The sequence below is a fragment of the Rhizobium sp. RHZ02 genome, assembly GCF_014851575.1.
Lineage (GTDB): Bacteria > Pseudomonadota > Alphaproteobacteria > Rhizobiales > Rhizobiaceae > Rhizobium > Rhizobium altiplani.
Genome location: NZ_JACUZX010000004.1, coordinates 1 through 19,863, shown reverse-complemented (window position 1 = coordinate 19,863; position 19,863 = coordinate 1). Strand labels below are relative to the sequence as shown.

Annotated in this window: 16 protein-coding genes, 1 tRNA gene and 4 pseudogenes; 10 read left to right on the top strand and 11 right to left on the bottom strand. The window is 60.5% G+C overall.

Features of this window, described 5'->3' with window-relative positions:
* Window positions 1-173 precede the first annotated feature (173 nt).
* The 5 genes and pseudogenes from IB244_RS07805 to IB244_RS07785 form a co-directional block, all read right to left on the bottom strand.
* Window positions 174-1,034 (bottom strand): annotated as a pseudogene (locus IB244_RS07805) (SDR family oxidoreductase).
* 89 nt (window positions 1,035-1,123) lie between these two features.
* Entirely contained in the window at window positions 1,124-2,104 is a 981-nt protein-coding gene (locus IB244_RS07800; RefSeq protein WP_192303838.1) for an alpha/beta fold hydrolase, read from the bottom strand.
* A 298-nt stretch (window positions 2,105-2,402) separates the two neighbouring features.
* A complete protein-coding gene (locus tag IB244_RS07795; protein ID WP_192240363.1) occupies window positions 2,403-3,053 on the bottom strand; it encodes a hypothetical protein in 651 nt (216 codons plus the stop codon).
* Window positions 3,054-3,144: 91 nt separating this feature from the next.
* A complete protein-coding gene (locus tag IB244_RS07790) occupies window positions 3,145-3,561 on the bottom strand; it encodes a cupin domain-containing protein (protein ID WP_192303836.1) in 417 nt (138 codons plus the stop codon).
* Between the two features lie 76 nt (window positions 3,562-3,637).
* Window positions 3,638-4,393 (bottom strand): SDR family oxidoreductase, encoded by a 756-nt coding sequence (locus tag IB244_RS07785; protein WP_192303834.1) that lies wholly within the window; start codon window positions 4,391-4,393, stop codon window positions 3,638-3,640.
* Window positions 4,394-4,735: 342 nt separating this feature from the next.
* On the opposite strand from IB244_RS07785, the pseudogene IB244_RS07780 reads away from it, so the two are divergent.
* A pseudogene (locus IB244_RS07780) lies at window positions 4,736-5,187 on the top strand (carboxymuconolactone decarboxylase family protein).
* A 79-nt stretch (window positions 5,188-5,266) separates the two neighbouring features.
* Here the strand turns inward: IB244_RS07780 and IB244_RS32745 are convergent.
* The 5 genes and pseudogenes from IB244_RS32745 to IB244_RS07760 form a co-directional block, all read right to left on the bottom strand.
* Window positions 5,267-6,123, bottom strand: a pseudogene (locus tag IB244_RS32745) (HAD-IC family P-type ATPase).
* A gap of 782 nt (window positions 6,124-6,905) precedes the next feature.
* A complete protein-coding gene (locus tag IB244_RS07770) occupies window positions 6,906-7,121 on the bottom strand; it encodes a hypothetical protein (protein ID WP_018857635.1) in 216 nt (71 codons plus the stop codon).
* A 359-nt stretch (window positions 7,122-7,480) separates the two neighbouring features.
* Window positions 7,481-7,629, bottom strand: a pseudogene (locus IB244_RS32895) (SOS response-associated peptidase); the annotation flags it as partial.
* Between the two features lie 266 nt (window positions 7,630-7,895).
* Window positions 7,896-7,971 (bottom strand) — tRNA-Thr (locus IB244_RS07765).
* A gap of 128 nt (window positions 7,972-8,099) precedes the next feature.
* Entirely contained in the window at window positions 8,100-9,059 is a 960-nt protein-coding gene (locus tag IB244_RS07760; protein WP_112665862.1) for an NAD(P)H-dependent flavin oxidoreductase, read from the bottom strand.
* A gap of 254 nt (window positions 9,060-9,313) precedes the next feature.
* On the opposite strand from IB244_RS07760, the gene IB244_RS07755 reads away from it, so the two are divergent.
* On the top strand, window positions 9,314-10,501 hold the full coding sequence (locus IB244_RS07755) for a hypothetical protein (protein ID WP_169679094.1): 1,188 nt from the start codon (window positions 9,314-9,316) through the stop codon (window positions 10,499-10,501).
* A 1-nt stretch (window position 10,502) separates the two neighbouring features.
* On the opposite strand, the gene ppk2 is transcribed toward IB244_RS07755, so the two are convergent.
* A complete protein-coding gene (gene ppk2 / locus IB244_RS07750) occupies window positions 10,503-11,384 on the bottom strand; it encodes a polyphosphate kinase 2 (protein WP_169679090.1) in 882 nt (293 codons plus the stop codon).
* Between the two features lie 236 nt (window positions 11,385-11,620).
* Here ppk2 and phoR point away from each other — a divergent pair, with 236 nt between their 5' ends.
* The 8 genes from phoR to IB244_RS07710 form a co-directional block, all read left to right on the top strand.
* On the top strand, window positions 11,621-12,847 hold the full coding sequence (phoR, locus tag IB244_RS07745) for a phosphate regulon sensor histidine kinase PhoR (RefSeq protein ID WP_192304081.1): 1,227 nt from the start codon (window positions 11,621-11,623) through the stop codon (window positions 12,845-12,847).
* Window positions 12,848-13,045: 198 nt separating this feature from the next.
* The gene (locus IB244_RS07740; protein ID WP_025658808.1) at window positions 13,046-14,080 is read left to right on the top strand and encodes a substrate-binding domain-containing protein; all 1,035 of its coding nucleotides are present in this window, start codon (window positions 13,046-13,048) and stop codon (window positions 14,078-14,080) included.
* Between the two features lie 148 nt (window positions 14,081-14,228).
* Window positions 14,229-15,710 carry a phosphate ABC transporter permease subunit PstC gene (gene pstC, locus IB244_RS07735; protein ID WP_192240366.1) on the top strand — a complete coding sequence of 494 codons (1,482 nt, stop codon included), beginning with the start codon at window positions 14,229-14,231 and terminating at the stop codon, window positions 15,708-15,710.
* Window positions 15,707-17,029 carry a phosphate ABC transporter permease PstA gene (gene pstA, locus IB244_RS07730; protein ID WP_018857628.1) on the top strand — a complete coding sequence of 441 codons (1,323 nt, stop codon included), beginning with the start codon at window positions 15,707-15,709 and terminating at the stop codon, window positions 17,027-17,029. Before pstC ends, pstA begins: the two co-directional genes overlap by 4 nt.
* Before the next feature lie 14 nt (window positions 17,030-17,043).
* A complete protein-coding gene (gene pstB / locus IB244_RS07725) occupies window positions 17,044-17,859 on the top strand; it encodes a phosphate ABC transporter ATP-binding protein PstB (RefSeq protein WP_025658810.1) in 816 nt (271 codons plus the stop codon).
* A gap of 43 nt (window positions 17,860-17,902) precedes the next feature.
* Window positions 17,903-18,616, top strand: coding sequence for a phosphate signaling complex protein PhoU (gene phoU, locus IB244_RS07720; RefSeq protein WP_025658811.1), 714 nt, complete (start codon window positions 17,903-17,905; stop codon window positions 18,614-18,616).
* Window positions 18,617-18,652: 36 nt separating this feature from the next.
* Window positions 18,653-19,336, top strand: a complete 684-nt coding sequence (gene phoB / locus IB244_RS07715) for a phosphate regulon transcriptional regulator PhoB (RefSeq protein WP_007529789.1) — start codon at window positions 18,653-18,655, stop codon at window positions 19,334-19,336.
* A 118-nt stretch (window positions 19,337-19,454) separates the two neighbouring features.
* On the top strand, window positions 19,455-19,863 hold a 409-nt coding region (locus tag IB244_RS07710; protein WP_192303832.1), incomplete at its 3' end, for a transposase.

Here is a 19,863-nt window from a genome sequence, read left to right as displayed (position 1 = left end):
ACTTATGGAAATCCATATGTTGGTGGCGATGCTGCCGTAGAGCCGAAGGAGACCAGGTCCAGAAGAATGCGCAAGACGTGAGGGCCGGCAGCAAGATGTGCCAGCCGAGCCCCCCAGGCAAATCCTATGCGGGAAGGAAATGCCGCATCGAAAACCCTGTAACGGTTCCGGTCTCAGTCCAGAAGTGGGAGGGGAGTGGTCGGCTCGTCGAAGTCCGTCGACCGGCTGATCTTGTCCCAACAGAGAGCGGCTGTGGATCGAACCGCATCGCTTTGGGCAATCCGTCCCAGGGCATCGCTTCCGAGGACGAGTTGTTCTGGCAGATCATCCTGGCGCGAAAGATCGAAGATGACGACGGCCACCTTGTCCGGGTCGCCGGGCTCGGTGCCGGCATAGCCTTCAGTCATCCTCATGATCGCGCCGATGGTCGGTTCGTATTCCGGCAACAGCGGCGGGACGTGCCCACGGGCAACCCGCGTCCAGTTCGTGCGGATGCTGCCAGGTTCGATGGCGATGGCCTTGACGCCGAACGGCTTGACCTCCTTGGCAAGCGAAGCGGTGAAACCGCTCACCGCCCATTTGGCGGCAGTATAGGCGGTCGACCCAGGACTGCCGAAGCGCGCCGAGCTGGACGAAATATTGATGATATGCCCTGATTTTTGACGGCGCATCACGGGGAGCGCCGCGCGCGTGAGATTGACCACACCTTAGAAATTGGTGTCGATCTCCGCCTTGAAATCATCTTCCGAAACCTGTTCGAAGGGACTGAGATGCGCATAGCCGGCATTGTTCAGCAGCACGTCGAGGCGACCGAACCGTTCCATCGCGGTGTCGACTACGCGGCGTGCTGCTGGCGCATCCGTCACATCGAGTTCGATGAGTTCCACCTGCTGGCTGTAGCGGCGCGCAAGGTTGAGAAGGCGGTCGACGTTTCGGGCCGTCGCAACGAGGTTTTCGCCGCGCGCGAGGACGAGTTCGGCCGTGCTCAGGCCGATCCCGCTGGCGCTGCCGGTTATGAGCCAGGTCTTCGACATGTTGGATTTCCTTAAAGGGCGATGATGGAAAGGGCTTGAATGGAAATGGCGCGGCCTTGCCGCGCCACCGATGGTCCAAGTTACGAGCGTCAGGCCTTGAGGAAGGCGAGCAGGTCGGCGTTGACCTGGTCCTGATGTGTGGCGGTGATGCCGTGCGGCGCGCCGGGATAGTAGATGTCCTTGGCGCCCTTGATCAGCCGGGCGGACTTGACGGCGGAATCCTTGACCGGAACGATCTGGTCATCCTCCCCGTGCAGGACGAGCGTCGGCACGTCGAACTTCTTCAGGTCTTCGGTGAAGTCGGTTTCCGAGAATGCCTTGACGCATTCATAGGCGTTCAGCAGGCCGGCCTGTATGCTCCAGAGCCAGAACTGGTCGAGTGTGCCCTGGGAGACGTTTGAGCCCGGTCGGTTGGCGCCATAAAATTGCGGGGCAAGGTCGCGGTAGAATTGCGAGCGATCCTTAACGAGGCCGGCGCGGATCGCGTCGAACGCTTCGATCGGCAGGCCTTCCGGATTGGCCTCGGATTTCACCATGACCGGCGGCACGGCGGCGATGAGCACAGCCTTGGCGACACGCTTCGTGCCATGCCGGCCGATATAGCGGGCGACTTCGCCGCCGCCGGTGGAGTGGCCGACCAGCGTCACGTCCTTGAGATCAAGCGCCTCGATCACTGCGGCCAGATCGTCGGCGTATCCGTTCATGTCGTTTCCGGATGTCGGCTGGCTGGATCGTCCGTGGCCGCGGCGATCGTGCGCCACGACGCGGAAGCCGTGCTGGGCGAGAAAGAGCATCTGGCCGTCCCAGGCGTCGGAGTTCAACGGCCAGCCATGCGAGAAGGTGACGACCGGACCGGTGCCCCAATCCTTGTAGTAGATTTCCGTGCCGTCCTTCGTGGTGATCGTGCTCATGGCTTGCTTTCCGTGATTGATGGTGGCGGGGAGAGGCTGCTTTGGCGTCTTGGCAGCGGCAACCGCGGGCAAGCCCATTGCGATCCCGGCGGTGAGGCTGCCGAGCAGGGCGTCGCGGCGTGAGACACTGACAGTCGATGGGTTTGAAATATTGCGCATTTTCTATCCTTCGCGGTGATTGACATGCGACGGAGGATGGCGACCGGCGGCCCGGAAAACCATTGGGCGGAAGCATCTGGGGACTGTGCGAAAGTCTAGGTGACCGCATCGAACGATTAGGGCGGTTGCTCGCACCGAGGCGTTCACGACGCAAAACACGCGCTGATGAAGCGCGCGTTTTCTTGCTTGTCTATGTGCGGTGGGGGTTACCGATAGGGGGCCTGCGATGTAGTGGTGAGTGCAGGCCCTTGCAGCTCTTCCTGTTCGAAGTGCACGTCCATCGCATCGAACATGGCGATCATTCATCGAAGGGCGCATTTGCCACCAGATCGACCGAGGAGGTCGGCACTTTATAGCCAGGAACCAGGCGCTCCCCGAAATCCCGCGCGAAGTTGTCGTAAGTCGTTTCCGGCTGTGTCGCGGCGATGTGGCAAAAGCACAGGGTCATCTGCCGCTTCATCCCAAGCCGCGGAAATTCGGCGACGATCGCCTTCATCTCAGCCGAGGGAATGGAACTGTATTGCAGGCCGACGACGTCGAGGCAGATGCCGGCGGTGCAGAGTGCGACCTCGGCTTCCTTGTAGAGGCCGATCGACGGCGTCGAGTTGAGAGCGACGCAATCCCAGATCTGTTGGGCTCGATACTTGTCGAGCCCGGCTTCCGTCGCAAATCCGCGCGCCAGATCCGCGGCCTCCACCTCGAAGCGCCGCGGCCCCGCAAATCTCTCGTTGAGCGTTATGTCGTGCAGCAGCGTGCCGACGGCCAAGACTTCCGCGTCGTGCTCGATGGCATGAAGCTGCCCGATCCGCTCGGCAAACAGCCAGGAGCGGACAACGTGGTTGAAGAGGTACGGCTCGCATGCCTGGCGCGCATGCTCCAGCGCGCGCTCGACGAGCGGCGTCTGGGGGACCGAAATTCCGGCAAGTGTTCGCATTGCTGTCGCGCTCATGGGCCCAAGCCTTGTTGATCTGAGTCTCTCGAAATATCGGCGGGTGAGGGCTGCGATGTCAGGCATTGGCCGGGCATCGCAGAGGTTTGTCTCACTTGTCGTCGATCGTTATGTTCTTCTCGTCGGTATCGACGACGAAGACCGCAAGCAGGCGCGCCGGCTCGGTCTTGTTTGCATTCTCGCTGACGGCGTGGTGATCGCCCGGAAACTCCGAGAAGCTTTCGCCGGCATGGTAGGTCGTGACCGGGCCGCTATTGACCTGACTGCGGATTGCGCCTTCGAGGACCGTTGCATAGATGAAGGCTGAGTTCGGATGCGTGTGGGCAGGCGAGGTGCCGCCCGGCGCATACTCGACCAGCACGCCCTTCATGCTCTTGCCGGGCACGTTGGGAAGCTTCTGGTCGTAAACGATGGTGACTTTCGCGTCACCGGCGGAAGTGTCATGCGCGACGGCGGCGCCGCCGAGGACGGCCGTCAATGCAGTTGCCGCCATAAAGGTCCGGAACATGCTGGTTCTCCTGTCGTGATTGTGCATGGAAGGGGCAGCCTGGGTCTTGCCGGATGCGCCGCGCCCTCCGAAGGGGTTACGTTCTCGGCTGGTAGTGGCTGAGCCAGTCCTGGAAGCTGACGCGGCCAAGCCGGGCGTCGCCGATCGGCACGAGCGAGCCCTCGGCGAGCTCGGTGCCGAAATAAGGCGCATGCGGATCGGCGACGACCTGGCGGGAATCGCCGGTCGACTTCAGGAACTGCGCCGCGATCTCGTTGAGGCGAAATTTCTCCGGACCGGCAATCTCGATGATGCCATTCAGGGGTTTACCGAGGGCCACGTCGGCCATGGCGTCGGCGACATCCTCCGACGAGATCGGCTGCACATAGGCGGAGGACAGATGCACCGTCTGGTCGACCGTGCCTGACTGCACGATGCCCGGAATGAATTCCAGGAACTGCGTCGAATGCACGATCGTGTAGGGAATGCCAGAAGCACGGATCAGCGCTTCCTGGGCCATCTTGGCGCGCATGTAGCCGCTGCCCTCGAGCCGCTCCACGCCGACAATGGAAAGGGCGATATGATGTTCGACGCCTGCCACGGCGGCTGCCTTGAGGAGGTTACGTCCCGCGGTCTGGAAGAATTCCATCACCGCCTTGTCCTCGAACGAGGGCGAATTGGCGAGGTCGATCACCACCTTCGCGCCAGCCAGCGCGTCGTCCAGGCCCTTGCCGGTGAAAGTGTCGACACCCGTATTTGGGGATGCTGCGAGGACCTCGTGGCCCTTTTTCCGCAGCCGTTCGACGGTCTTCGAGCCGATCAGTCCGGTGCCGCCAATGACAACGATTTTCATGCCTAGTCTCCTTCTTGGGTCATGTGCCCGGATCTTGATTGAAACCCGCCAGTGTCAGCATTCCGTGTGTGGGATCAGCGAAAGCCACGCCCGGATGCGGCTCCGATGGCGGGACAATGCGTTGGATCCCCGTCTTGAACCATTCTACCGGGGACGCGCTCATCTCCTGCCGAAGTATAGGAAGGGGTGTCCCGAACGGTGGAAGGCCTGATCGATCGGCGGGCGTCTGCTGAATTCCGCGTTAGGCCGGGCGCATCGACCGGCCAGATGGATGGTCCACGATGTCGGGGATACCTCCTGTCCGGGCGCAACGTCCCGATCACTCATGTCACGGAGAGCATGATGACCAAGCGTTTGAACATACTGGCCAGGAAGAAGGCATAGAAGGCCTCGTTGCCGTGGAGGCCTGGATTGCCAAGAGCTTCGATCCCACGCTGATGGAGCTCGTCAAGGTGCGCGGGTCCCAGATAAACGGATGCGCCAATTGCCTGCACATGCATCGTCAGGACGCGTTGAAGCTGGGCGAGACAGAAGCGCGGATGCTCTTGTTAAACGCCTGGCATGAATCGGAGCTCTATACGGATCGCGAACGGGCGGCACTGACATGGGCCGAGGCGCTGACCAATGTCGCTGAAGGCCATGCGCCGGATTCGGACTATGAGGTCGCGCAAAACGCCTTCTCGAAGGATGAACTCGTGGCGCTCTCGATCGGCATCGCAATGATCAATGCCTGGAACCGCCTGGCAATCGGCTTTCGGCTGCAGCATCCAGCGGATCGCAAGCGCGCCGCCTGACCCAAGCGTTCGCCGGGCAAATCCGTTCGCCCGGCGACTGCGCGTCCGCGCCGCCATGCAACCCAACTTCTTGTGCGCGTTACCGACGGGTCGCTGCGTCTTTCAACGCGGGCGTAGAGCGAAAGACGAGTTTTTCGATCTCCACGACGAGGAAGAAGGCGAGCCCGCCCAAGATGAGCCAGAGCCAGACTGAAGGGGGCAAGGCCTCGGTGTCGAACACGGCGTGGAGCGGCGGTGCATAAGTGAAGAGGATCTGCAGCACCACGACCGCGGCTATGCCGTACCAAAGATAGGGATTGGCCAGATGGGCACGCACGGACAAAGACGAATCGAGCAGGTAACGGCTGTTGAAAGGTAGTAGAGCTGCCCGAGCGTGATCGCGTTGACGGCAGCCGTGCGCGCCATCTGGTCCGAAGCGCCTTGCCCCTTCATCCAGAAGAAGACCACCAGCGTATAAAGGACAAGCGCCGCGCCCACGAAGAGAATGCGCCAGATACCGAAACCGGTGACGATCGGCCGGTCGATCGAGCGGGGAGGGCGCGTCATCACGTCCGCCTCATGGGGCTCGAACGAAATGACAAGACCGAGCGCGACCGACGTGACCATGTTCACCCACAGCACCTGTGGCGCCGTGATCGGCAGCGTGAAGGCGAACAGGATTGCGATCGCGATCACCGCGCCCTTGGCGATATTGGTGGGCAGCAGGAAGAGCATCGCCTTCTCGATGTTGTTGTAGATTGTGCGGCCCTCCTTTACGGCCGCCGAGATCGAGGCGAAATTGTCGTCGGCGAGGATCATCTCCGCGGCCTCTTTCGTCACCTCCGTGCCCTTGATGCCCATCGCCACTCCAATATCGGCCTTCTTCAGCGCCGGCGCATCGTTGACGCCGTCTCCGGTCATGGCGACGATCTGACGATTGGCTTGGATTGCCTTCACGAGCCTGAGCTTGTGCCCGGGGCTGGCGCGGGCGAAGACATCCAAACACCCACGCTCCCAGCATCCAGAAGGCTATCCAGATCAAGGCTAAAGCGCCGACGACGAGGAGGAAGGCGAATATCATGCTGGGATCTCGAAGCGGTTCACGGCTCTTCCTCACTGCGTATTGCCCGAACAGCATTTCCCCGCCATTCGCTCCACACACGGAGCACTTCAACCGAGGTTGGATCTCATCAATATACGCCTGCCTCAATCGATCCGGCAGGCCTGTTTCTGTCGAATGGTCGCTGTGTCCCGCAGCCATGGCACTTTACCTGAACATCGACGTGGTACGGGGCGTAGTGGAGAGATCCGGGGTTCTATCCCCCTGGAAACGAGTCACGGCATCATGGTCGATTTCGATGACAGCTCGGACAAGAGCATTGAGGGCGCGCGGTCGAAGCAAATTCGCCTTGAGCCCCAACCGCACACCCCATTGCTCTGGAGGGGCTGGGGTCCTGGCTCCAAAAGCAACGTGCCGGAAGCTAAGAGTTCAGGGTTAATTTAGTATTTAGGAATGACTAATATTAAAGAAAAGGGCCCCACTGCTGGTTCGACACTCAGCGAAGACCCTGGGGCCGTGCTGGTGGGCTGCCATAAACCTCAGGGCCACCGCCGAGCAACCCGCCGGTGTACGCTCCCACGGGTAACACGATTATCATACGCCCGCCGCGGGACGGTTGCCAGTTGATCTTCGGTCAGCCGACGTCGTCCGCGAACTTAATGCTTTGCAGGGTAGCGGGTCATTCCGAGTGTTTGCCGCGATATGTGGTCGGCGGAGGAAGCGCCTCGTGAGCTTGAGCAAGCGTTTCGAGCCACGAGGCCAAGCCAGCTGGAACTTCAGCGTTCCCGGCCTCCAGCGCTTCCACCCATGAAAGGTCGCATTGCAGGGCCGATGCCAGATTGATCGGCGTCCACCGGATATGAAGAAGGCATTCCGTGAAACGGGCAGGGGTCATTGCTCACATCCTCGTAAAGCACCGACAAACATGGCCTATGATGTACTGCCAGTTCGGCAGGTCAACCATATCTTCAGCCTCCTCGATCTGGCAGTGCGTCAACCTCCGCCGTCACTGCCGTAGGAGTCGTCCTTCACGCACCTCAGAAACTTGTTTCAATTATTTCCGGGATCGCTAATGTTCCCGCATGGCAAACCGAACGGTGCGGCTTAAACAGGGCGCAGCGGGGACCGAGCATCCTGTACAGGACGAAATCTCGAATGCCAGAGGGAGAGAAGCTTAGCTCTTCGGAGGCAACGCCTGAGCTTCTCTCCCGATCCTGCGGCTTCGGCCCAGCTATGCCGCCAATTTGAGGCCAGCTAGACCATTCTTGGTTCTGCATCTGGATCAATCTCGTCAAGGCGTCGGGCGTGTCGTTCCTCGGCAAGCCGACCTTTCTGCCGACGGGCCACATCTTCATGACTCCGGCCGGAAAGGGCTTCATAAGGTCGACGGGATCGGGTTCCGGCGGTGCGGGGATCGGCGGGAAAGCCGATTTGCTCGGCCTCAACCTCCGTGAGCTGTGCCCAAGTCTTTGCGTCTTCGAGGCGGCTGTATGTCTTGGAGAGTGGGGCGCAGCCCTGAACGCGGACCTGCACCTGATACTTTCCATTGCGCCTACGGATGGTCGCCATTGCAAAACCTCATGCTGTGACCGTGGTGTGACAGTGATGAATTGCATCGGGCTTGGTGGAGCGCGACCCTTGATAACTATTTGATTTATCAAGGAAAGAATGGTGCCGCTTACGTGACTCGAACACGTGACCCCATCATTACGAATGATGTGCTCTACCGACTGAGCTAAAGCGGCAATCCCTGCGGCCGAACCATGCGGCCCGCGATTTGCATGGGCTGATACAGGCATTGTTTGAAGATTTCAAGCGCCCTGTCGGCTCTTCGGCAAAAAAGAACGGTGCTGTGGAAATCCGCCGCCGATCTCTAGAGTGACAGCCGCGTCCGGGCAGCCGCATATTCGGCTTCCAGCCGGTCGACGAGCTTGCCGACTGGTTCGATCGCCTTGATGACGCCGATGCCTTGTCCGCTGCCCCAAATGTCCTTCCATGCCTTGGCACCGCCGACGGCCTGTTCGAAATCCATTTTCGAGGGATCGGCGACCGGCAGATTGTCGGGGTCGAGGCCGACGGCCTTCACCGACGGTTTGAGATAATTGCCATGCACGCCGGTGAAGTAGTTGGAATAGACGATGTCGTTCGCCATGCCGTCGACAATCGCCTGCTTGTAGGCGTCTGAGGCGCGGGCCTCTTCGGTCGCGATGAAGGGCGTGCCGATATAGGCCATGTCGGCGCCCATCGCTTGCGCCGCGAGGATGGCACCGCCATTGGCTATCGCGCCGGCAAGCAGCAGCGGCCCGTCGAACCATTCGCGGATTTCCTGGACAAGCGCGAACGGCGAAAGCGTGCCGGCATGGCCGCCGGCACCGGCTGCGACGGCAATCAGCCCGTCCGCGCCCTTGCGGATGGCTGAGTTCGCATGGCGATTGTTGATGACGTCGTGAAGCACGATGCCGCCGTAGGAGTGCACCGCGGCGTTCACTTCCGGCACGGCGCCGAGTGACGAGATGACAACCGGCACCTTATATTTGACGCAGAGCCTCAGATCGTGCTCCAGCCGCTTGTTCGACATATGGACGATCTGGTTGACGGCAAACGGAGCCGCTGGCCGTTCGGGGTTCGCGGCGTTGTGCGCGGCGAGATCCTCGGTGATAATGGCGAGCCATTCGTCGAGCTGGCTTTCCGGCCGCGCATTCAGGGCCGGGAAGGCGCCAACGATTCCAGCCTTGCACTGCGCCAGCGTCAGTGCCGGGTGCGAAATGATGAAGAGCGGGGAGGCGACGACCGGCAATCTGAGATTCTGGGTCAGGATCGGAGGCAGGGCCATGGGACACCGTAGGAATTGACGTTTACGAAAACGTCAATGTGATAGCAGAGACTTTGACAGAGGAAAAGTGCGCTCTATCGATTCCTCAAATATCGGCTATTGTTGCAAGGACATAGGACGGTCAGGGTCTCCTGCGTTATCCCCTGCCGATGAGAACCCGGACACCGGGTGAGGCTTGCGATTTGCGGCGGCAGCGGCTACCGCATTTACGAATTGTTAAGTACAAAGCCCAGTCTCAGAGTAAAGGACCGGACGTGAGCGGATTAGAAACGGCTATCAAAACGGCGCTCAGCAATGCCGATCGCGACAATCCCGAAGTCCGTGCAAAGATTTATCAGTCCGCGCGTCAGGCTCTTGAAGCCGGTCTCCGCAAGCAGGACATCACCGAGACGGAAGCGGTCGCCTATCATCGCCACAGGCTCGAAACGACGATCCATATGATCGAAGCGGAGGAGCGCGAACGCCTTCATCCGCGCCAGGGGCCGCCGGAAGTTGCTGTTCCCCCCGTGGTGGAAGTACCAAGGCCGGCTGATCATGTGGCAGAGGAAGAAGTCGCGAACGTTTCGATTGGCGGCGAAACCCGTGAGCATTCGGTTACCGACCCACGCTTCGACGATGAATCCAGCCTCGCCGGCGTCCATGCCGGGAGCGGCAATCATCTTGGCGCCGAGCCGGTCGCTGAATCGCCAGCGGCGGAGCGAAAGCCCACGCAGATGGATTTCCGGCCGGAGCGCGCCGCGGTTCGACGCAAGCCGCGCAAGTTTTTCTCCCGACTGCTTGTCGCCTGCGTGCTCCTGGCCTTCATCGGCATGGGTGCGTGGTGGGTATACACCTCGGGCGTGCTTAAGACCGCTGCGGAACGAGATACAAGCGTTGCCAATCCGCCGGCGAGCACTCAGCCGGAAGACTTCGACGGCGCGGACAACAGTGGCGACAGCGGTGCCGCAGGCGGCAATGCGGCGCCGGTTGCGATCGACCCGCAGAACTCCTTCTCCGCCGACTGGATTGAGGTTTTCAAGCCGTCCAATGCGGACAAGATCAAGACCGGTGCACGGGCGGAAATTCAGAATGTTGCGGAAAACGAGGGCACCGCGGTCCGCCTGATCTCGCAGAGCAACGACAGCGACGGCAATATCAGCATCAGCGTTCCCGCCGATGTCCTTCAGCAGTTGGCCGGCAAGTCCTCGACGATTGCAATCACGCTGCAATCGACGTCCGACGAACCAACTCAGGTTACGGTGGAATGCGATTTCCAGTCGCTCGGCGACTGCGCCCGTCACCGTTTCTCGGTCACCCGGCAGAAGTCGGATGTCCTTCTCCAGGTCCGCTTCGATCGCTCGCTGGCGCCGAACGCCGCCGGACGTCTGATCATCAACAGCGATGTCGACGGCAAGGCGCGCGGCATCAACCTCTACGCTATCCGAATCCTGCCGGGGCAATAGGCTATTTCAGGAAATGCGGACCCGAGCCGATGATCTTGTCATCGAGTTTGCCGATGGCATCCTTGTCCTTGCCGTCATAATCCATCGTCTTCAGCATGTGCCGGATCAGGTTTAGCCGGGCGCGACGCTTGTCATTGGCACGAATGACCGTCCAGGGCGCGAATTCCGTATGTGTCTCTTTCAGCATCCGGTCGCGTTTCTCGCTGTAGTCGCCCCATTTCGTCAGCGCTGCGATGTCCATCGACGACAGTTTCCAGACCTTGAGCGGGTCGTGGCGCCGATCGTGGAAGCGCTTCAGTTGCATCTCGCGGCCGATATCGAGATAGAACTTGAAGAAGAAGATACCCTCGTGCGCGATGACCTTCTCAAGCTGAGGCGCCTGGTTCAGGAAATCTTCGTATTGCTTGTGCGTGCAGAAGCCCATGACGGGCTCGACGCCGGCACGATTGTACCAGGACCGGTCGAAGAGCACGAACTCGCCCGCGGTCGGGAATTGCGCGACATAGCGCTGGAAATACCATTGCCCGGCCTCACGATCGGTGGGCTTGGCCAATGCGACCGCCCGGGCAAGGCGGGGATTCATGTGCGCCGATGAGGCGGAAATCGCGCCGCCCTTGCCCGCCGCATCCCGTCCCTCGAAAAGCGCCATGACCCGCTTGCCGGTGGCCTGCAGCCAGAACTGCACCTTGACCAACTCGATTTGCAGCTTTTTGAGTTCTTCAAGGTATTGTTCTTCCTTGAGGTGTTTGTCGTATGGATAGCCGCCGGATTCCAAAGCCGCCTTGTCAACCCAGTCCGGCAGCACGGCATTGTCGACATCAAAGACGCGCTTCTCTCCGCGGATGTCCAGTTCGACGGCTCTGCTTTCGACATCATCGGCCATGGCTTCTTCTCCGGTGAACTTCGTCGCATACAGGCGACCATATTTCCTGTTGAAAATCAAATGTCTTGCGGATCGTGGAAATTTCTGTGTGTTCGCACCAAAGCCTTTCCGCGTGTCGTGTGCAGGCGAAAACTTCTGTCATGAATCACGGCTATCAGGCAGAGTTTGAAGATAAGAGTACGAGCCGAAACCGCGAGGGGCAGTTGGAAGACAAAGCGCCATGGACACGAAGCCTGATTGCACGCATTCGGCAGGAGCGTCCCGTCCTGCTCGTGGCTCTGCTGATTGCCCTGATTGCTCTGGCTGCAGGCGCAAACAAGTGGGTCGTGCTCGGTCTTCTGTTGCTAATGATCATCACGGCGTTGTGGCACGCGGTTCCGGCCGCCCTCCCGAAAGTCCAACTGGAACCAGTTCCCGAGACTATCGAAGCGCCCGGCAACCGCTTGGCCGAGGTTGCCGCGACGCTTGCCGCGCTCGACATCCCCGTCATGGTGCTTTCCGGTGATGCCTCGGTGCTTTACCAGAACCGCGCAGCCGAAAAGGCTTTCGGCGAGGCCGCCATTGGTGCGCATATTTCCGCTCGCCTTCGCTCGCCTGGCATCCTCGACATGGTCAGCGAAACGATTGCAACCAACGCGCCGAACCAGATCGAGCACTCCGAACGCCTGCCATCCGAGCGCGTTTACATCGTCCGCAGCGCCCCCGTGGAGTTTGACGAACAGCAGCCGGCTGATGAGCGTTTCTTCGTGCTCTCCTTCCGGGACATTTCCGAGGTTCGCCGCATCGACCGCATGCGCTCCGATTTCGTCGCCAATGCCAGCCACGAGTTGCGCACGCCACTCGCGTCCCTGCGCGGCTTCATAGAGACTATCCAGGGCCCGGCGAAGAATGACGGCAAGGCGCAGGAGCGCTTTCTCGGCATCATGCTGGATCAGGCCACTCGTATGAGCCGTCTTGTCGACGACCTCCTGTCCTTGTCGCGGCTGGAACTCAAGTCACACATCGCCCCGGATCAGAAGGTCGATCTCGTTCCACTTCTCGGCCATGTGAGGGACTCGCTGGCACCGCTCGCAAACGATGTCGGCGTTGAGATCGTGCTGCACCTTCCGCTGCGCAAGACAGAGGTGCTCGGCGACCACGACGAACTGGTCCAGGTTTTTGAAAACCTGATGGAAAATGCCTGCAAATATGGGCAGGAGGGCAAGACCGTCGATGTGTTCCTGAAGAATGCACCGGGCGAGCCGGTGGAGGTCACGGTTGTCGACAAGGGACCGGGAATTCCGGCCGAGCATGTGCCGCGACTGACCGAGCGTTTCTACCGTGTGAGCATCGAGGACAGCCGCTCGAAGAAAGGCACGGGGTTGGGCCTTGCCATCGTCAAGCATATCCTGACGCGGCACCGCGCGCGCTTGATCGTCAAGTCGGAAGTCGGCAAGGGAACGAGCTTCACCGTGCGGTTTTGACATAAAACTGAGATCAATCGTGCGGGATCGCATTCTTTGTATAATGATTTCATATATTTAATCTGTCACAAATGTTTCGTGAAAATGACATAAAAGCTCTGGGCATCAGGGGCTAAAGAGAGCGGGCCGCTGATGAAGACGGCACTGCAAAGGCCGCTCAAGGCCGCACTCAGACCGCTATATGCCCGGGAGATTGTTATGAACGCTTTTAAACTCACGGTCGCAGCACTTGCCGCTTCCGCCGCTTTCGCTGGCGCGGCCGTTGCTCGCGACCAGGTTCAGGTTGCTGGCTCGTCCACCGTCCTGCCTTACGCCAAGATCGTAGCCGAAACCTTCGGCGAAACCTTCAAGGACTTCAAGACGCCGGTCGTTGAATCCGGCGGCACGGGCGCTGGCCTCAAGGAATTCTGCAAGGGCGTCGGCCCGGACACCATCGACGTTGCCAACGCTTCGCGTCCGATCAACGCCAAGGAACTGGACGCCTGCAAGGCAGCCGGCGTCACCGACATCCAGGAAGTGAAGATCGGCTATGACGGCATCGTCTTCGCGACCGACTCGTCCAACCCTGATGTCGCCTACGTCCCGGCCGACATCTATAAGGCTCTGGCTGCCCAGGTCGTTGTTGACGGCAAGCTCGTCGCCAACCCTTACAAGAAGTGGTCGGAAGTCAACCCGGCACTCCCGGCTGTTGACATTGCTGCCTACATCCCGGGCGAAAAGCACGGCACGCGCGAAGTCTTCGAACAGAACGTTCTTGCTGCTGGCTGCAAGGCTTCCGGCGCTCTCGACGTCATCAAGGCTTCGATCTCTGACGCCGCCGCTCAGACCAAGGCTTGCGTCGCAGTCCGCAAGGACGGCGCTGCTGTCGACATCGACGGTGACTATCCGGAAACGCTGGCACGCATCGCTGCCAACAAGACCGGCGTTGGCGTCTTCGGCCTTTCCTTCTATGAAAACAACGCCGACAAGCTGAAGGTTGCGACCGTCAACGGTATCGTTCCGTCGACCGAAACCATCTCCGACGGCACGTACCCGGTTTCCCGTCCGCTGTTCTTCTACGTCAAGAAGGCACACCTCGGCGTCATCCCGGGCCTGAAGGAATACGTCAACTTCTTCGTATCCGAACAGATGATCGGACCGGACAGCCCGCTCGTCGAGTACGGCCTCGTTGCCGCTCCGGACGGTGAGCGCGACGCGATCCGCAAGGGCGTTGAAGACGGCAAGACTATGTAATGACCTTGCCGGCGCGATCACCAGATCGCGCCGGCTTTGCCTTGTTCCGCCAAGTCGGGACGGGGTCTGAACTTCTGCAAGTTTGAGAGCCGGATCGGTCCGCCTGCCGTTTCCGCTTTTGGGGTCAAAGGGCCTGGGACCTAAACGAATGGGTACATCCATCATACTCTTGTGTCTCGTGGTGCTTGGCGCTGTTGCTTTCATCGCAGCGCGCAGCCGTGCTACGGCACTTGCCGGGGGCAAGTCCTCCGCGCTGCATTCGCGACCGGGCTACTATGGCGCCTATGCCGCCATCTGGGCGGTGCTGCCGGCACTTATCGTGCTGTGCGCCTGGCTGGCGATCAGCCCTTCGATCATTGAGTCTTCCGTCCGTGGCACTTTCCCGGATGACGTCAAGGCGCAGCCGGCCGCGCAGCAGAACCTGAATTACGGGATGGTCAGCGCGATTGCGCGCGGCCTGCCGCTCCTCACCCCGGAGGAGATCAGCGGTGCTGCCAGCGATCCGGCTGGCCTCCAGGCAAAGCTTGCTGCAAAGGGCGTTCCGCTGGCCGGCCAGCCGCAGCCATACATGATCGACGCAGCGCAAAAGCTGAACGAAGAATCGGCTTCCAGCCGCCTCGTCATGACGGCGGTCGTCCTCATCCTTGCCGTTGCCGGCGCATTCTATGCGCTTCGTGAAGTCGCTCCGCGATTCCGTGCACGCAACCGCGTCGAACGTGTCATGCTTTGGGGCCTGCTCCTGGCGTCCTCGATCGCCATCCTGACGACGATCGGTATCGTTCTGTCAATGCTGACGGAAGCCGCGCATTTCTTCGCGGTCGTTCCTGCTGCAGACTTCTTCTTCGGTACGGTCTGGGATCCGCGCTTTGCCGGTGCCGGCGGCTCGTCCTTCGGGCAATTCGGCCTGATACCGCTGCTGCTAGGCACGCTCTACATCGGCTTCGTTGCGATGCTGGTGGCGGTGCCTGTCGGCCTGTTCGCGGCGATCTACATGGCGGAATACGCGGCCCCCGCGGTGCGATCGATCGCAAAGCCGCTGCTCGAAGTGCTCGCTGGTATTCCGACGATTGTTTACGGCTTTTTCGCCCTCGTCACGGTCGGCCCCTTCCTCCGCGACCTGTCTTCGCAGGTAAACGGCCTCCTTACCGGCAATTATGCGAACTTTATTCAGGCGCAGAGCGTTCTGACAGCGGGTATCGTCATGGGCATCATGCTGATCCCATACGTTTCGTCGCTCTCCGACGATATCATCACCGCTGTGCCGCGTGCGCTCCGCGATGGTTCGCTCGGTCTCGGTGCGACGCGTTCGGAGACAATCAAGAAGGTGGTGCTTCCCGCGGCGCTGCCCGGCATTGTCGGCGCGCTTCTGATGACTGCATCGCGCGCCATCGGCGAAACCATGATCGTAGTGCTGGCGGCGGGTGTCGCAGCGCGCATCCAGGTCAACCCGTTCGAGCCAATGACGACAGTCACTGTCAAGATAGTCAATCAGCTCACTGGTGATCTGGAGTTCACCTCGCCGCAGACGCTGGTTGCCTTCGCGCTTGGTATCACGCTGTTCTTCATCACGCTTTGCCTCAACATCTACGCGCTCTATATCGTGCGCAAATACCGGGAGCAGTACGAATGACGGATATTGTTTCTCCGGGTCAGGGCGTTGTCGTTTCGAAGGCGCCTGAACGTCGCGACATCGGCCTCAAGCGCCGCTATGCCGCCGAGCGCCGGTTCCGCATCTATGGCATCGCTGCGATCTCCTTTGGCTTGATCTTCCTGGCGGTTTTGCTGACGAGCGTCGTCAGCAAGGGCTACACGGCCTTCCTGCAGACGGCGATCACGCTGCCGATCGAGTTCAGCGAGAAAACCATCGACCCGAACAACAAGCGCGCAACGGATCCGTCCGTGCTGATCGCGGCCAATTATTCGGTTCTCATCCGCGACGCGATGGTCAAGACGCTGAACCTCAATGCATCGAGCCGTCCCGAGGTGCGTGACGCGACCGCTATGATCTCCAAGGGCGCGCCGATCCAGCTGCGCGACATGGTCGTTGCCGATCCGTCGCTCATCGGCAGGACAGTCAACATCACCCTGCTTGCAGACGCCAACGTTGACTCCGCCAACAAGGGTCAGATTGACCTCAAGGTCGACGAGAAGAACCGCAAGGTGAACGACAGGCAGGTTGGCTGGATGAACCAGCTGGCGGAAACCGGTGCGCTGCACAAGAAATTCAACACCGGGCTCTTCGTCAACGGCAACTCCAGCCGTCCCGAGGCCGCCGGTCTTGGTGTCGCCCTGGTTGGCTCGCTTTATCTGATGTTGATCGTGCTCGTCCTTTCCCTGCCGATCGGCGTTGCCGCTTCGATTTACCTCGAGGAATTTGCACCGAAGAACAAGCTGACGGACCTGATCGAGGTCAACATCAACAACCTCGCGGCGGTTCCCTCCATCGTCTACGGTCTGCTCGGTCTTGCTGTTTTCATCAACTTCGCCGGCCTGCCGCGTTCAGCGTCGCTGGTTGGTGGTCTGGTACTGACCCTGATGACCTTGCCCACGATCATCATCGCGACCCGCGCAGCGCTTCGCGCCGTCCCGCCATCGATCCGCTCGGCCGCGCTCGGCCTCGGCGCCTCCAAGATGCAGATGGTCTTCCACCACGTCCTGCCGCTTGCGATGCCCGGTATCCTGACCGGCACGATTATCGGTCTGGCGCACGCGCTCGGGGAGACGGCGCCGCTGCTTTTGATCGGCATGGTCGCTTTCGTCGCGAATGCTCCGGCGACGCCCATGGAGCCTTCGACGGCCCTGCCGGTGCAGGTCTACATGTGGGCCAATGAAGCCGAGCGCGCCTTCGTCGAGCGGACCTCCGGCGCCATTATCGTCCTGCTCCTATTCCTGATCCTCATGAACCTCGGAGCCATCCTCTTGCGTCGTCGCTTTGAGCGCCGCTGGTAAACGGAGTAGACATTATGAACATGTTGACGGAAGCAGCAGTTGAGAAAGCGGTTGATCAGAAGATGAACGCCATTCCCTACAAGATGATCGGCCAGGACGTCTCCGTTTACTACGGCGAGAAGCGCGCGCTGTTCGACGTGAAGCTGAACATCCGTGAAAACACGGTGACCGCCCTGATTGGCCCATCCGGTTGCGGCAAGTCCACCTTCCTGCGCAGCCTGAACCGCATGAACGACACGATCGACGGTTGCCGCGTCACTGGCAAGATCACGCTCGATGGCGAAGATATCTACGATCCGGATATCGACGTTGTGGAGCTTCGCGCGCGTGTAGGCATGGTGTTCCAGAAGCCCAACCCGTTCCCGAAGACGATCTACGAAAACGTCGCCTACGGTCCGCGTATCCATGGGCTCGCCAAGTCGAAGGCCGACATGGACCAGATCGTCGAACACAGCCTGCAGCGCGCCGGCCTCTGGAATGAGGTGAAGGATCGCGTTCACGAAGCCGGCACCGGTCTTTCCGGTGGTCAGCAGCAGCGCCTCTGCATCGCCCGCGCCGTCGCCGTCAGCCCCGAAGTCATCCTGATGGACGAGCCATGCTCGGCACTCGATCCGATTGCAACGGCCAAGGTCGAGGAGCTCATCCACGAGCTCCGCGAGAACTACACGATTGTCATCGTGACGCACTCGATGCAGCAGGCCGCCCGTGTTTCGCAGCGCACAGCCATGTTCCACCTTGGCAACCTCGTCGAGGAGAATGACACCGACAAGATGTTCACCAACCCGGACGATCCGCGCACCCAGGACTACATCATGGGCCGCTTCGGTTGATCGGCCGTCTCGGTAGCACTTACGATATTCAAGGATGAGCCCTATGGCATCGACACATATCTTTTCTGCCTACGACGATGATTTGAAGTTCCTGTCCCGCCGTATCTCGGAAATGGGCGGCTTGGCCGAGCAGATGGTCTCGGATGCCGTACGCGCGCTCGTAAACGGCGATACGGCTCTTGCCCAGAAGGTCATCTCGGACGATGTGATCCTCGACCACGCGGAGCGCGAGATCGGCGACAAGGCGATCGTCACGATCGCCCGCCGCCAGCCGATGGCGGCCGATCTTCGCGAGATCATGGGCTCCATCCGCATCGCGGCAGACCTGGAGCGCGTCGGCGACCTGGGCAAGAACACTGCCAAGCGCGTCATTGCCGTACAGAGCGCCGGCGTGCCGCGCAAGCTCGCCCGCGGCCTCGAGCACCTGTCCGAGCTCGCCCTCGTCCAACTCAAGGAAGTCCTCGACGTCTACACGAGCCGTGCTGCCGACAAAGCAAAATCGGTCCGTGAGCGCGACGAGGAAATCGACGCGATGTACACCTCGCTGTTCCGTGAAATGCTCACCTACATGATGGAAGATCCGCGCAACATCACCAGCTGCACGCATCTTCTGTTCTGCGCCAAGAACATCGAGCGCATCGGCGACCACGCCACCAACATTGCCGAAACGATCTACTACATGGCCACCGGTGCCCAGCCGGAAGGCGAACGTCCGAAGGACGATACCGCCAACACCGTCGGCGCAGTCACTGAATAGTCATTCCGCGACCGCGCCCCCAGGAGACCGAAACGAATGATCCCTAAAGTAGCTGTCGTTGAAGACGAAGAAGCGCTGAGCGTGCTTCTCCGCTATAACCTTGAGGCCGAAGGCTTTGAGGTCGATACCATCCTGCGCGGCGACGAGGCCGAGATCCGGCTTCAGGAACGCACGCCGGACCTTCTCATCCTCGATTGGATGTTGCCGGGCGTGTCTGGCATCGAGCTCTGCCGCCGCCTGCGCATGCGGCCGGAAACCGAGCGCCTGCCGATCATCATGCTGACCGCCCGTGGCGAGGAAAGCGAACGGGTTCGCGGCCTCTCGACCGGTGCTGACGATTACGTCGTCAAGCCGTTCTCGACGCCGGAGCTTGTCGCTCGCGTCAAGGCGATGCTGCGTCGTGCCAAGCCCGAGGTGCTCTCGACGCTGCTGAAGTGCGGCGATATCGAGCTGGATCGCGAGACGCACCGCGTTCACCGCAAGAGCCGCGAAGTCCGCCTCGGCCCGACCGAATTCCGCCTTCTCGAGTTCTTGATGGCATCGCCCGGCCGCGTCTTCTCGCGCTCGCAGTTGCTCGACGGCGTCTGGGGTCACGACATCTATGTCGACGAGCGTACTGTTGACGTCCATGTCGGCCGCCTGCGCAAGGCTTTGAACTTTTCCAACATGCAGGACGTCATCCGCACCGTGCGCGGTGCCGGCTATTCGATGGAAGCCTGATCCTTTCAGGCGAGAGCCTGAGAGGTCTTTCCCTTACAACGAAAAACGGGCCCGCGAGGGCCCGTCAGATTGCTGACAAACCCCTGGCACCGTCTGGGGGTTTGTGATTCATTGGGACATGTTGAAGAAACCTGCCCCCACCCAGACGGCTCTTGAGATGGTGACGCTCGACAGTCTGGTGCCGAAGGATCACCTGCTGCGCAAGATCGACGCGGTGATCGACTTTTCCTTCATCCATGATCGTGTTGCGGGGCTTTATTGCGCCGACAACGGCCGCCCGCCGCTCGATCCGACCTTGATGTTCAAGGCGCTGTTCATTGGCTACCTGTTCGGCATCCGCTCGGAGCGTCAGTTGGTGCGCGAGATCGAGGTCAACGTCGCCTATCGCTGGTTTCTGCAAATGAAGCTGACGGACGGTGTGTTTGACGCCTCGACGCTGTCGCAGAACCGCCGCCGGCGCTTCAACGACACGAGCGTGGCACAGGATATTTTTGACCACATCGTTGAGCAGGCGATCCGTCATGGCC